The organism is Aquimarina sp. KJ22-3 (assembly GCF_055808215.1).
In genome coordinates this window covers 4,397,501-4,411,344 of the sequence record NZ_CM147859.1, presented here as the reverse complement: position 1 = coordinate 4,411,344, position 13,844 = coordinate 4,397,501, and the positions used below count along the sequence as shown (strand labels likewise).

At 38.5% G+C, this 13,844-nt stretch carries 7 protein-coding genes, 2 tRNA genes, 2 rRNA genes and 1 pseudogene (1 of these 12 cut by a window edge); 8 read left to right on the top strand and 4 right to left on the bottom strand.

Features of this window, described 5'->3' with window-relative positions:
• Positions 1 to 95: 95 nt before the first annotated feature.
• Both AC0L3Q_RS20250 and AC0L3Q_RS20245 read right to left on the bottom strand, forming a co-directional pair.
• Positions 96 to 560, bottom strand: coding sequence for a DUF1573 domain-containing protein (locus AC0L3Q_RS20250; protein ID WP_473282367.1), 465 nt, complete (start codon positions 558 to 560; stop codon positions 96 to 98).
• A gap of 137 nt (positions 561 to 697) precedes the next feature.
• On the bottom strand, positions 698 to 1,762 hold the full coding sequence (locus AC0L3Q_RS20245) for a response regulator transcription factor (RefSeq protein ID WP_473282365.1): 1,065 nt from the start codon (positions 1,760 to 1,762) through the stop codon (positions 698 to 700).
• A 112-nt stretch (positions 1,763 to 1,874) separates the two neighbouring features.
• On the opposite strand from AC0L3Q_RS20245, the pseudogene AC0L3Q_RS20240 reads away from it, so the two are divergent.
• Positions 1,875 to 2,032, top strand: a pseudogene (locus tag AC0L3Q_RS20240) (YqaE/Pmp3 family membrane protein).
• A gap of 53 nt (positions 2,033 to 2,085) precedes the next feature.
• Positions 2,086 to 2,805, top strand: a complete 720-nt coding sequence (gene lipB / locus AC0L3Q_RS20235; RefSeq protein ID WP_473282363.1) for a lipoyl(octanoyl) transferase LipB — start codon at positions 2,086 to 2,088, stop codon at positions 2,803 to 2,805.
• Between the two features lie 36 nt (positions 2,806 to 2,841).
• Here the strand turns inward: lipB and AC0L3Q_RS20230 are convergent, their stop codons facing one another.
• Entirely contained in the window at positions 2,842 to 5,316 is a 2,475-nt protein-coding gene (locus AC0L3Q_RS20230; RefSeq protein WP_473282361.1) for a hypothetical protein, read from the bottom strand.
• Between the two features lie 127 nt (positions 5,317 to 5,443).
• The gene (locus tag AC0L3Q_RS20225; protein WP_473282359.1) at positions 5,444 to 6,043 is read right to left on the bottom strand and encodes a ribonuclease HII; all 600 of its coding nucleotides are present in this window, start codon (positions 6,041 to 6,043) and stop codon (positions 5,444 to 5,446) included.
• 137 nt (positions 6,044 to 6,180) lie between these two features.
• Between AC0L3Q_RS20225 and AC0L3Q_RS20220 the strand changes: the two genes are divergently transcribed.
• From AC0L3Q_RS20220 to AC0L3Q_RS20195, 6 genes are all read left to right on the top strand, one after another.
• Positions 6,181 to 8,166, top strand: coding sequence for a putative porin (locus tag AC0L3Q_RS20220; RefSeq protein ID WP_473282357.1), 1,986 nt, complete (start codon positions 6,181 to 6,183; stop codon positions 8,164 to 8,166).
• A 143-nt stretch (positions 8,167 to 8,309) separates the two neighbouring features.
• Positions 8,310 to 10,607, top strand: coding sequence for an FdhF/YdeP family oxidoreductase (locus AC0L3Q_RS20215; protein ID WP_473282355.1), 2,298 nt, complete (start codon positions 8,310 to 8,312; stop codon positions 10,605 to 10,607).
• A 548-nt stretch (positions 10,608 to 11,155) separates the two neighbouring features.
• Positions 11,156 to 12,681 (top strand): 16S ribosomal RNA (locus tag AC0L3Q_RS20210).
• Between the two features lie 125 nt (positions 12,682 to 12,806).
• A tRNA-Ile gene (locus AC0L3Q_RS20205) sits at positions 12,807 to 12,880 on the top strand.
• A gap of 89 nt (positions 12,881 to 12,969) precedes the next feature.
• Positions 12,970 to 13,043 (top strand) — tRNA-Ala (locus AC0L3Q_RS20200).
• Positions 13,044 to 13,160: 117 nt separating this feature from the next.
• A 23S ribosomal RNA gene (locus tag AC0L3Q_RS20195) occupies positions 13,161 to 13,844 on the top strand; it runs 2,136 nt beyond the window's last position.
• Together the 16S and 23S rRNA genes with 2 tRNA genes alongside form the textbook arrangement of a ribosomal RNA operon.

Genomic DNA, 13,844 nt, shown 5'->3' with positions numbered 1-13,844 from the left:
TTTTAAAGATTTCTGCTTTTCAAAATTTAAGGAATATTTCAAAACAAAAAATCCCGTCAACCGACGGGATTAAGATTCGTTTTTTGATGTCGAAATTAACGTCCAGATTTGTTTTTTGGAGTGACCATGGCTTTGATTTTCAAGGTCTCTTTTCCTTTTTCGGTATTCGCTGTTATCGTAACCTGTTTGGTTTGTAGATTTGGCTTTCCGTTCGAGTTAAAAGTAACCAAAAGTGTCCCCACAGCACCTGGTGCAATAGGCTCTTTTGGCCAATCACTAACTGTACATCCGCAACTTCCTTTGGCGCTAATAATAACAAGAGGAGCATTACCAGTATTAGTAAAGGTAAACGGATGCTTTACGATTTCTCCTTCGTTTATGGTTCCAAAATCATGACTTACCTTTGAAAATGTCATTACTGGCAAGTCTGCAATTTTTAGACTGTTGTTAGCCGCTATTTCTAGATTTTCTGCTTGTATTTTGTCGGTTGCTTTGTCTTTACAAGAAGTAGTAAAAATTAGAAATAGTGCTAACATAGTAGGTAACATAAGTTTTTTCATCTTTTAATTTTTAGATTAATACATAAATTGATCAAGTACATTCTATAGAAATGAACACGTCAAAATTGAGGTTTTGTAAAGGGAAAAATGAAGAAACTGGGGTCGAAATCGGGACTAGACCCGGGGTGGAAATTTTGCTAGCTACTGGTATATAGTGATTTAACTTCTTCTCTGGAGGCAACGTTTAATTTCTTATAGAGGTTGTTAATGTGTGTTTTTACGGTACTAACACTCACAAATATGGTAGTCGCAATCTCTTTATTCGTTTTATCCTGTAGGATGAGTTCCAGAATTTTTTGCTCCTGAGGCGTAAGATTTTGTTCTTTTAGAAGATGGGATACCGCTTTTTTCTTGCGATGATGATAAAGTTGAAATAAATTGAGCACTACTGAAAGAAGTAAAAGGATAGCAATAATAGGTAACCATGGTTTTTTTGCAGTATGTTCCTCTGGGTTCGACAAAAATCTGTCTGAAGCTAATTCCATGCGATATTGTTCGGTGTAAGGACTCTCTGGATATTGTTGTTGTAATCTATCGAGCAATTCATCGTAATAGACATTTTGCTTTAGATCCTCCAAATAGTACTTATGAAGCTCGTTGCTCTTATTGGATAAAAAACTATACACATAAAGCTCTAATAACGGTTCATTTTGTTCTTGTGCATAATCTTGTAAGGTCGTCAACCACTTGGCGGCATTTATTTTTTGACTAGTAGTACTTCGATATTTTCCAAAAGCATATTGCATTTCATGAATCAGCGAATCGATTTTGATAAATGCATCACTTTTTTGATTGGTCGAGACTACTTTGCAAAACATTTCTTGATCAAAAGAAAAAGGTAGTGCTATAGTATCTGTATTCTTTGCAATGAATAGGATTTCTTTGCTCTTAGGGCAAAAACCGTCAAAATGAACATTGTCTTCCTCGGTACCCGAGCAATTATGTGTTTGTATTTTATAGATATGATTTCCTTTGGGTAAATGATCTCCAACAAAAATAAAAGCGCCCAAAGAGTCAGGTTGTGTTTTTTGTATAATCTGCTCCGGATAAACTCCGGATAGTTTTCGGTAATCTTCGATAAGAGAAAGATAGACTGCTTCTGGCCAATTGTCTTTGTCTACTTCTCCTGTAAATTGATACTGCCCAATCCCAATAAAGGGAAAGCATAAAAGGACGATAAGAAGGTAATTCTGAAATTTCATGGGTTGTTGTCAAAAACAAAACAGAAATATAGAGATTAATTTTATAACATTGTAACAGAATATGAAGTTGTACTACCTATAAGTATACATCAATCAAATTTTATTATTATTTATGAGTTTTTGGAGGGTTTTATTAGCCATTTTTTTCCACCCCTTTCGGTTCTTGATAAAGGGTGTGGTTCTGTAATAATTGTTTTACTACTTACCATTTGTGGTTGGGTTCCTGGGGTAATCGCTGCATTAGTGATACTGAATAACCCAAAATCATGAGATTTTGTTAAAATCCATAAAGAATACGACGCCATCATTGTATCTTTGCAATAATGAACAAGAAGATACAACTGCAGGAGCTAGGTTATAAGGATTACAAAGAGACCTGGGATTATCAGGAAGAACTTTTCCGTGAGATTTTAGATATCAAAGTTAAAAATCGAAGAGAAGATGCAGGTTTGGAAACACCTAATTATTTCCTGTTTGTAGAGCATCCACATGTGTATACCTTAGGAAAAAGCGGGGATATGAGTAATCTTCTGCTCAATGAGTTGCAGTTGTCTCAAAAAGGTGCTACTTTCTATAAAATAAATAGAGGAGGAGATATTACTTATCATGGACCAGGACAAATCGTAGGATACCCTATTTTGGACTTGGATAATTTTTTTACCGATATTCATAAGTACCTTCGTTTTCTGGAAGAGATGGTTATCCTAACTCTTGCAGAGTATGGAATCGTAGGTATAAGGAGTGAGGGTGAAACGGGTGTTTGGCTTGACGTAGGAACTCCCTTTGCACGTAAAATATGTGCTATGGGGGTGCGAGCAAGCAGATGGGTGACCATGCATGGGTTTGCGTTCAATGTAAATGCGGATCTTGGCTATTTTGACAATATCATTCCTTGTGGTATCAAAGGGAAAGCAGTTACTTCTCTAAATGTAGAATTAGGCAAGGAAAGCATCTCTGTAGAAGAGGTGAAAGAAAAACTGCTTAAGCATTTCAAAACTCTTTTTGAAGCGGAGTGGATCCAACAAAAAACCGAAGCTAACTAAGTCAACTTCGGTGTGCTATATTGTAAGTATTTTGATTTAATTAATCTGATAGATCAATATACTATTGTCTTCACCTTGTACAACAAATTCTAGATTTGGGTCTTTATCCATATTCCCCATACTGATAACAGAGTTTCCATACACAGGGAAATTAGGTAGTAATTCTGCATTACTATCATACAAAAACACCTTTTTTGCTTGAGTGTCAGTAATGGTCACGTAGATCTTATTATTGATATAGAATAATTGTGGTTTCGTATATACACCGTATTCCAATTCTATCGTTCGCCCTTTGATAGACAGTTTGTTTTCAGAAAAAGTGACTAGTGTCTTGTTGGTGGCCACCATTCCACTATTCTCACCTGTAAGTTTCAAGTTTTGGGTGACCGCACTACCATCCGTTAGGATTTGAATCAATTTCCCATCCTTGGTAGTAGAAGTAAATTTATCCTGATATTGATACCATTGATTCTGTGAGAAATCAACTTTATCCTTTACAGTTACCCTAGGTCTTCCTAATCGATCTAATATAGAAAGCGTTCCGTTTTTCTCTGCAAAAAGTAAATAATCTTTGGTGCCAATTCTAATGTGCTTCGGAGGGAGAATAATATCGGTTTCAGTGCCTTTAAAACCAAATCCGGTCACGACATCTCCTTCGGCATTAAACATTTTTACCTGATTCCCCTGGGTGATTACGATTCGGTATCGTTTACTTTTGTCATAGTCGAATAAAGATAGCGGTTGCGTAATAGGGGTATCAAACTTCTTTGGATACGGAGCAACATCATTTCCATCTCTGTCAACAAGATACAAAGTGTTGGCCGTATTGAAAAGAAGCTGATATCTTCCATTTTTATAGATATCGATTTGCTGTATCTCTCCCAAAATCTCCCCGTTGATTTGTTTTTTCCAGAATATGGATCCTTTATCCGAAATCAGATATAGATTGTTGTCGATATCTTGTATGGTGGCGTCCATGCCTTTACTACGGTGATTTTTTACCAGAACGGGAGTGTTCAGAATTTTATTTTCCAAGGTAGTCGAAGCTGCCTGAGAGACAGAAGTAGCAGACCCTTTTGCCGCATTTTTTTGCAAGATACCATGGATATGGGCGAAATCATTTTCTTTGATAATTTGTAAAGCTCCTATCTCGTACCCTTTGTCTTTTACATCTTCTAATTCTTTTTGGTAATCCTCTTTGGCGTTTGCAGATACGTATTCTTTTATATTTTTAATGGTGCTCACGGCAAGAATAGAAGCTTCATTGGATAATCCATTCACAGCACTGCTGTAATATCCTTGCTGGTCCAGCAGTGTCTGATTTAGTACGTTAGCAATGATATCTCGTAAAGCGCTCATAGAACTTCCAAAGACCACAAAATCATCTTTTACAAAGTAAAATTTACCTTCAAAATCCTGCACTAGTGGATGCAAAACCTGCGAAAAAATGGCAGCATCAGAGTAGCGAAAAATGGAAATGTTTCTGTAGGTATCTGCTTTTTCTCCATTTAATTCTTCTGCTGTTGAGGTGCCGTCGATAGCATTCAAAACCAAAACCTTTTCTTTCTCCAGAAAAACAAGACCAATCTCCGAGATTCCTGCAAATACTTCATCTAATTGATTAGGGATATCCTCAACATCTCTGTCTTGAGCCCTGGATAAATTATTCTTTAAGGTCAGGAAATCATCATAGGTATAAGAGATGAATCCTTTGGCTCCTGTAGGAGTAATTTTGGAAAGTCGGTTGGTTTGCGGAATAGTATTGTCAAAAATCCCGATCGTGCTGGATAAGGAGTCTTTTTCGACAGCAATTCCATCAAATTTGATAGCATTTTGTTCGATCGTTGCATCAAGAGAGGTCCAGCCACTAAAATTACCCAGATCCTCTAGTGTGGTTTTGGGTAATAAAGAATTATGAATACTCTTAAGTTTTTTACCATTGATCAATACAGACAAATTGTTGTCTGTGCCAGATACATTATATACTTTTTGTAAATCACTGTCTATAGGTAATGGGTTGGCTTGTATCCGAATAGCATTTTCGATCAATAATTGAGAAGAAGAAGCAATAAGGATACTATCTTGTCTGGTGGCATAATAATTATCTCCTCCTGTGGTGATTTCATAGATTACATGCTCATCGTAGTTTATGGTTTTGATGTTTTTCTTATGGATGGAGTCCTGTTCAATGAGTTGAGGATCAAATTTAGAAACATACGTATATTCAAAATCATTTTTTCCTCTGGGTGAAAAACATAGCAAGCCTTCATTCTTATGGGTTTGATCCAAAATGGATAACTTTTTGAAATATTGAATAAAAGCTAATTGATTGTTGGTTTTGATAAAATGATTGTCTCTAAGTGAACTTGATGATTTATCGAGGTTATTGATTTTAATAATTACCTGAGCATCTCTGGGGATATACTCAATTAAAGAATTGGATTTTTTTGGGGTGGTATCACAAGAAATAGCAATAAAAATTAGTAGAATGCTAATTATTCTTTTCATCATATAAATTCGATTTGTATTCCTGGTTTGATATGTCAACATTAAAAAATTCAGCTTTTAGACCTCTTTATAACCGAGTAAATTTTGAATAAAAACAGTGGTTTGTTAATTGCTTCAAAGATATAATTATTTAAAGATCAAGTGTTAATTGTTCTGGAAGTAATCTGAAACTTTTGCGATGGTATTTTGTGATTCCATATTTTCGAATTGCTTCTCTATGTTCATTAGTAGGGTATCCCTTGTTTTTCTTCCAGTTATACATCGGGAACTCTTCGTGGATTTTCTCCATATATTCATCTCTATAGGTTTTGGCTAATACCGAAGCCGCTGCTATGTTTAAATATTTGCCGTCACCTTTTATAACGCAAGTATGTGGGATATTATGATAAGGTTTGAACTTATTTCCATCTACTGCAATATGTTCGGGCTGAGGGTTTAATTGCTCTATAGACCGTTGCATAGCAAGAATAGAAGCGTTTAGAATATTGATCTTATCGATTTCATCCATAAAAATATGTGTAACACCATAGGTAACACAACAGTCTTCTAATAGAGGTTTTAGAGATTTTCTTTTTGCCTCGCTAAGTTGTTTGGAGTCAGTTAGAATTTTATTTTTGAAATCATCTGGAAGAATGATGGCTGCAGCAGTAACCGGTCCTGCAAGGCAACCACGCCCTGCTTCATCTGTGCCGCATTCTAACAGATCAGTGTTTAATTTCAATGTAAGCATATTGCGAAGATACAGGATGTGTTGAACTTCGGAAAAACTATTTTTAAAAATTGAAAATAACAATCGTCTAAATCAGACAATGACTATCATTTACTTTCGTTAAAAAAGTATATTTTTGCCACAGTTCAAATACGCTAATGAGAAAAAACATAATATTAGTACTTTTATTAATCTATAGTGCTGCTCAGTGGGCTCAGCAAAGAAACCAGAATGAAACAGAAAATGGGCAGACCTTAGATGAGCGATCTATTCGCAATTCATCTAGTCGGTCCAAAGATAAAAAGCAAAAACCACCGATTACAGCTTATAAGATCATTTCTGTGCAAAATGATACTACTTTTGTAGATACTACACTTACCTTGCAAAAAGATTATCAATTCAACTACCTCAGAAGAGACGATTTTGAACTATTGCCTATCAATAATGTTGGACAAACTTATAATAGCCTAGCAAAAAGAGAAGAAAGAGATCATTTGTTGCCATTATTTGGAGCAAGAGCAAGACATTTTAATTTTATGGAGGCCAATGATATCAACTATTATCAGGTGCCTACTCCACTTACCGAATTGTATTTTAAGACCACTTTTGAACAAGGGCAACAATTAGATGCGTTTTTTACTGTAAATACTTCACCGAGACTAAACTTATCTATCGCTTACAAAGGGGTGAGATCGTTGGGTAAATATCAACACGCCTTGACGAGTACCGGAAATTTCCGATCTACTTTAAGCTATATCACCAAAAACGAAAGATATCGGATAAAAACACATTTCGTTTCTCAGGATTTATTAAACGAAGAGAATGGGGGGCTTTCTCCGGAGGGGATTGACCAATATTTGGCACAAGGGCAATTTGTAGGAGAGGAAGCTGAGTTTGCAGATCGAGGTTCAATTACTGTTAATTTTGAAAATGCAGAAAGTATCCTTTTGGGGAAACGGTTTTATCTCAATCACCAATTTGAAATACTGAAAAGAACCGATAGTAGTGGGACAGGATTAGCCATAGGACATATTATGGATCTTACCGATAAATCTTTCCAGTTTGATCAGGCGGCGATTGCACCCAGGAACATTTTTGGAGAAGCGTATCAAAGTGGAGCACTATCAGATAAGGTTGCGCTCGAAGATTTTAGCAATCAGGTATTTTTAGAATTTGATAATAAATGGTTAGGGAACCTCAGAGTGATCGGAGGAAGCTCTAATTATAATTATGGGTATAATAGTATTCTTAGCCAGGTCGATTCTGAAGGGAATCCAGTTAATATCACCAACAGAATAAAAGGAGATGTTTTTTCGGTAGGTGGGCAGTATACTAATAACTATAAAGGCTTTGAGCTTTTTGCAGATGGAATGACCTTGGTGTCGGGTGATTTTGATGGGCATTATGTGAATGCAGGGGCTGGTTACCAACTAAATGAGAAGTATGGGTTACAAGCGAAGATTAGTTCTAATTCTGTTGCACCTAATTATAACTTCTTGTTATATCAAAACGATTATGTCAATTACAATTGGCAAAATGATTTCGAGAATACCGAAACACAAAAAATATCGCTTAACATAAAAGCCAAAAACATTGCCAATATCGAGGCGAGTTACAGTACGATTAAGAATTTTACTTATTTCGCCAAAGACGCAGATTCGATCACGGTTCCTCTACAAGCAGTGGACAATATCGATGTGCTAAAGGTAAAATTAACCAACGCTTTTAAGTTTGGTAAGATTGGGTTAGAGAATACTGTGATGTATCAGAGTGTGCAAGGTGGAGATCAGATATATAATGTGCCAGAGATCATAACTCGCAATAGTTTGTTTTACGAAGACCATTGGTTTAAGAACAATGCGTTGTTTCTACAAACAGGGATTACGTTCAAATATTTCTCGGCCTATAATGGAGATGCATACGATCCTGTATTGTCCGAATTTTATTCTCAAAACGACCAGGAGATTGGTGGTTTCCCTCAAATTGACCTCTTTTTTAATGCCAAGGTTAGGCAAACCCGAATTTTCTTTAAAGTAGAAAACTTTTCCGAAGCCTTTAGTCAAAACAATGAATTTTCTGCTCCCGGTTATGCCTACAGAGATGCTGTGATTCGATTTGGATTGGTGTGGAACTTCTTTTTATAATGTTTTAGGGCGCCCGGGCGGGCTTTCCGTTTCAATTCCGGTCTGCGTTTGGCAGATCCGGGATTTTCACTTCAATCCCTGGCGCAGATATGGGATTAAGATGTATCTTTGGTATTCCTCACATTTTATTTAGATCAAGATACATGAGCATCATTAATAAAAGAAATATATCCGTTTTAGGGCCTACATCATTTACAGGAATCAAAGTAAAAGAACCTGCTGTCTATGCTGCCGGATTACCAGCGGTAAAAGTGGCTCTTCAACACGCTTTCAAAGAAATGGGAGTCACAAAGTCGTTTCAGGTACTTGGTAAAATGAATCAAAAAGATGGATTTGATTGCCCTGGTTGTGCCTGGCCTGATCCTGACAAACCTTCAAGATTGGGGGAATATTGTGAGAATGGGGTGAAAGCCATAGCCGAAGAGGCAACCAATCAAAAAGTAGATCAACACTTTTTTGCAAAACACTCAGTAGAAGAACTGTCCCAATGGTCAGACTATCAAATCGGCAAAAGTGGACGATTAACAGAGCCTATGGTGTTGCGGCCTGATTCTATATATTATGAGCCTATTTCTTGGGAAGATGCATTTGCCTTAATCGCAGAAGAACTGCATGCCCTGGATTATCCAGATCAAGGAGTGTTTTATACTTCCGGAAGATCAAGTAACGAAGCAGCATTCTTATATGGGCTTTTTGTAAGAGCTTTTGGAACCAATAATATGCCGGATTGCTCAAATATGTGTCACGAGTCTAGTGGTGTCGCATTAAAAGAAACTTTGGGGATTGGCAAAGGCTCAGTAAAACTAGAGGATTTTGAAAAAGCTGAGGTGGTAATGGTGATTGGGCAAAATCCAGGAACGAATCACCCCAGAATGCTATCTGCATTGCAAAAATGTAAAGAAAATGGAGGCAAAGTGATTAGTATTAATCCTTTAGAAGAAGCAGGTTTAATACGGTTTAAAAACCCTCAGGAAATTAAAGGGGTTCTGGCATCGGGTACAGCTCTTACCGATATACATCTTCAGGTAAAAATAAATCAAGACGTTTCACTATTGAAATTGATGATTAAAAAACTGATAAGATTAGAGAAAGAGCGAGGAGGAGTTGTTGATCATGAATTTATCAAAGAGTATACCCAAGGATATGAAGCATTAGAAAAGGATGTGGATATGTATTCTGATCAGGAGCTCTTAGAGCAATGTGGTGTTTCAGAAAAGATAATTGACCAAGCGGTTGATCTGCTAGCGCACAAAAAGAAAATTATTATTTGCTGGGCAATGGGGCTCACCCAACATAAAAATGGAGTAGAGAATATTAAAGAATGTGTGAATCTTCTATTGCTGAAAGGAAGCTTGGGTAAACCTGGAGCAGGAACTTGTCCGGTAAGAGGTCATAGCAATGTACAAGGGGATCGTAGCGTTGGGATTATGCATCATGTATCACCGGCGCTCAATGAGGCTATTGAAAATACCTTTGGGTTTACGCCTCCAGACAAGGAAGGGTTGGATACGGTGCATGCCATAGAAGCCATGAATACAGGAAAAGCAAAAGTGTTTATTGCACTGGGAGGTAATTTTTTGTCTGCAGCTTCCGATACCGAATATACGGCCCAAGCTTTATTTAATTGTAATCTAACCGTGAATATAAGTACCAAATTAAACAGAACACATTTGGTTGCGGGAAAAACTGCATTGATTTTACCGACTTTAGGCAGGTCAGAACAAGATATAAAAGAAGGTCGACCAAGATTTTTTACAGTAGAAAATAGTATGGGAAAAGTACATCGATCAAAAGGGATGCTGCCTCCTGCTTCTGGTAATCTTAAAAGTGAGCCAGAGATTATTGGTGGAATTGCAGAAGCATATTTCAAAAATGAGCATGTGGTAGATTGGGAAGGATTATCAACCGATTACGAGCTAATAAGAGAGAAAATAGAAAAAGTGGTTAACGGGTTTCAAGAACTTAATGATCGCTCAAAAGGAGTAGGTTTTTATCTTCCTAATAATGTAAGAGATTTAGATTTTAGTAAACTACCCAATAAAAAAGCACAATTTAGTATATGCAGTTTGCCGGATCATCAAATAAAAGAAGATGAGTTTTTGTTAATGACGATTCGATCCCATGATCAGTTTAATACTACTATATATGGATTAGATGATCGGTATAGGGGAGTGTATAATGAAAGAAGAGTAGTATTTATGAATGAACAAGACATGCGGGAGCATGCATTGCAAAAATTTGATGTTGTTCATTTGATAAGTCAATATGATGGAGTAGAACGAAAAGCAATTAACTTTTTAGCGATTCCCTACAATATTCCAAAAGGTAATTTGGGCGCATATTTCCCCGAGACAAATGTTTTGGTCCCTTATAATCACTTTGCAGACAAGAGTAATACACCTATTAGTAAATCCATTGTTGTGAAAATTGTGAAGGCGTAAATATTTTTTTTAGTTGTAAGTAATGGTGTATTAGGATGTTGAGTTTTTAGATTAAAAAAAGATTAAAAAAACTTTAAAAAAGTCTTGTTGGTAATTAAAAAGGCTGTATGTTTGCAGCCGCTAAACGGGGAAGAGATTTGAGGGTAGATGTAGTTTAGTAATGTTCATTGACAGCTTCGAAAAAAAACTTTTTAAAAATATTTCAAAAAAGTTTTGGTGGATAAAAAAGGGGTTGTATATTTGCACCCGCTTTGAGAGAGAGAAGCGAAGTTCATAAGAGAAATTACAATGGTTTAGGGTTGGTTTTGGCTAGCTAAAAATAGGGTTCGATTCCCTTAGTAATGACGAAGTTTTAGGATGCTATTAATAGTGGCATTTGAATCTAAAGAAGTTCATAGACATATTGATTGACAGCGCGTACGATTTTTGGTTTTATTACTGAGAATCGAAGCAAATAAATTAAATCGAAAGACTAGAATCATCTATTGAGATAAGAACCGATTAATTCTGTGTTGTATTGTTTTTAGATAGATAATATTTAAGAATAAACGATGAAGAGTTTGATCCTGGCTCAGGATGAACGCTAGCGGCAGGCTTAACACATGCAAGTCGAGGGGTAACAGGAGATTGCTTGCAATCTTGCTGACGACCGGCGCACGGGTGCGTAACGCGTATAGAACCTACCTTATATTGGGGGATAGCCCAGAGAAATTTGGATTAATACCCCATAGTATGCTGAATTGGCATCAGTTTAGTATTAAAGATTTATCGATATAAGATGGCTATGCGTTCTATTAGCTAGTTGGTAAGGTAACGGCTCACCAAGGCGACGATAGATAGGGGTCCTGAGAGGGAGATCCCCCACACTGGTACTGAGACACGGACCAGACTCCTACGGGAGGCAGCAGTGAGGAATATTGGACAATGGAGGCAACTCTGATCCAGCCATGCCGCGTGCAGGAAGACTGCCCTATGGGTTGTAAACTGCTTTTATAGAGGAAGAAACCGCTCTACGTGTAGAGCTCTGACGGTACTCTACGAATAAGGATCGGCTAACTCCGTGCCAGCAGCCGCGGTAATACGGAGGATCCAAGCGTTATCCGGAATCATTGGGTTTAAAGGGTCCGTAGGCGGGCTTATAAGTCAGTGGTGAAAGTTTGCGGCTCAACCGTAAAATTGCCATTGATACTGTAGGTCTTGAATCATTGTGAAGTGGTTAGAATGTGTAGTGTAGCGGTGAAATGCATAGATATTACACAGAATACCGATTGCGAAGGCAGATCACTAACAATTGATTGACGCTCAGGGACGAAAGCGTGGGTAGCGAACAGGATTAGATACCCTGGTAGTCCACGCCGTAAACGATGGTTACTAGCTGTTTGGACTTCGGTCTGAGTGGCTAAGCGAAAGTGATAAGTAACCCACCTGGGGAGTACGTTCGCAAGAATGAAACTCAAAGGAATTGACGGGGGCCCGCACAAGCGGTGGAGCATGTGGTTTAATTCGATGATACGCGAGGAACCTTACCAGGGCTTAAATGTAGTCTGACAGCTTTAGAGATAGAGTTTTCTTCGGACAGATTACAAGGTGCTGCATGGTTGTCGTCAGCTCGTGCCGTGAGGTGTCAGGTTAAGTCCTATAACGAGCGCAACCCCTGTTGTTAGTTGCCAGCGAGTAATGTCGGGAACTCTAGCAAGACTGCCGGTGCAAACCGCGAGGAAGGTGGGGATGACGTCAAATCATCACGGCCCTTACGTCCTGGGCCACACACGTGCTACAATGGCCGGTACAGAGAGCAGCCACTTAGTGATAAGGAGCGAATCTATAAAGCCGGTCACAGTTCGGATCGGAGTCTGCAACTCGACTCCGTGAAGCTGGAATCGCTAGTAATCGCATATCAGCCATGATGCGGTGAATACGTTCCCGGGCCTTGTACACACCGCCCGTCAAGCCATGGAAGCTGGGGGTACCTGAAGTCCGTCACCGCAAGGAGCGGCCTAGGGTAAAACTAGTAACTGGGGCTAAGTCGTAACAAGGTAGCCGTACCGGAAGGTGCGGCTGGAACACCTCCTTTCTAGAGAATTTAGAAATGGTACGACTCAGAAGGTTTTTATTCAAGGAGTTGATTTTAGTTTTTCGGCTGTCAATTAAATATTAAGGGATCGATTGTTTTATTAGGCAATTGATTTTTACTAACGAAGTCTCATAGCTCAGCTGGTTAGAGCGCTACACTGATAATGTAGAGGTCGGCAGTTCGAGTCTGCCTGAGACTACGAAATAAGTTCATTTTATATTGAATAAGGAAATTTTAGAAGTTGTGCTACTGTCAACTAATATTTGGCTACGGTCAACTTTATAAGACGGGGAATTAGCTCAGCTGGCTAGAGCGCCTGCCTTGCACGCAGGAGGTCACCGGTTCGACTCCGGTATTCTCCACAAGGTCTTTAAGGCCACAACGTTCATTGACATATTGATTTAGAGAAAAAACGAGCACACATGATTGTAAAATTGTGTGATGTAAAGAAAAAAACTAAGAGCAAATTAAAGCATAAGACATAAGCTAATTAAGGGCGTATGGGGGATGCCTAGGCTCTCAGAGGCGAAGAAGGACGTGATAAGCTGCGATAAGCTACGGGGAGAGGCACATACTTGTTGATCCGTGGATTTCCGAATGGGGCAACCCGGCATGTTGAAGACATGTCACATCGTAAGATGGGCGAACGTGGGGAACTGAAACATCTAAGTACCCATAGGAGAAGAAAACAATAGTGATTCCGTTAGTAGTGGCGAGCGAACGCGGAATAGCCCAAACCAAATCGGTTACGGCCGGTTTGGGGTTGTAGGACTACGAGATAGGATTTGTAATGAATTAGAACTGTTTGGAAAGACAGGCCAGAGAAGGTGATAGCCCTGTATAAGTAAAGATCAAATACTTAGTAGTATCCTGAGTAGCGCGGGGCACGGGAAACCCTGTGTGAATTTGGCGGGACCATCCGCTAAGGCTAAATACTCCTGAGAGACCGATAGTGAACCAGTACCGTGAGGGAAAGGTGAAAAGAACCCTGAATAAGGGAGTGAAAAAGACCCTGAAACCATACGCTTACAAGCGGTCGGAGCCCTTTTGGGTGACGGCGTGCCTTTTGCATAATGAGCCTACGAGTTACTTTTACTAGCGAGGTTAAGATTTTAAGAATCGGAGCCGTAGCGAAAGCGAGTCTGAATAGGGCGCTTTAGTTA

Bases quoted from the DNA above. Each gene is read 5' to 3' on its own strand.
- AC0L3Q_RS20250 (WP_473282367.1), bottom strand. From the start codon at position 560: ATGAAAAAACTTATGTTACCTACTATGTTAGCACTATTTCTAATTTTT.
- AC0L3Q_RS20245 (WP_473282365.1), bottom strand. From the start codon at position 1,762: ATGAAATTTCAGAATTACCTTCTTATCGTCCTTTTATGCTTTCCCTTT.
- lipB (WP_473282363.1), top strand. From the start codon at position 2,086: ATGAACAAGAAGATACAACTGCAGGAGCTAGGTTATAAGGATTACAAA.
- AC0L3Q_RS20230 (WP_473282361.1), bottom strand. From the start codon at position 5,316: ATGATGAAAAGAATAATTAGCATTCTACTAATTTTTATTGCTATTTCT.
- AC0L3Q_RS20225 (WP_473282359.1), bottom strand. From the start codon at position 6,043: ATGCTTACATTGAAATTAAACACTGATCTGTTAGAATGCGGCACAGAT.
- AC0L3Q_RS20220 (WP_473282357.1), top strand. From the start codon at position 6,181: ATGAGAAAAAACATAATATTAGTACTTTTATTAATCTATAGTGCTGCT.
- AC0L3Q_RS20215 (WP_473282355.1), top strand. From the start codon at position 8,310: ATGAGCATCATTAATAAAAGAAATATATCCGTTTTAGGGCCTACATCA.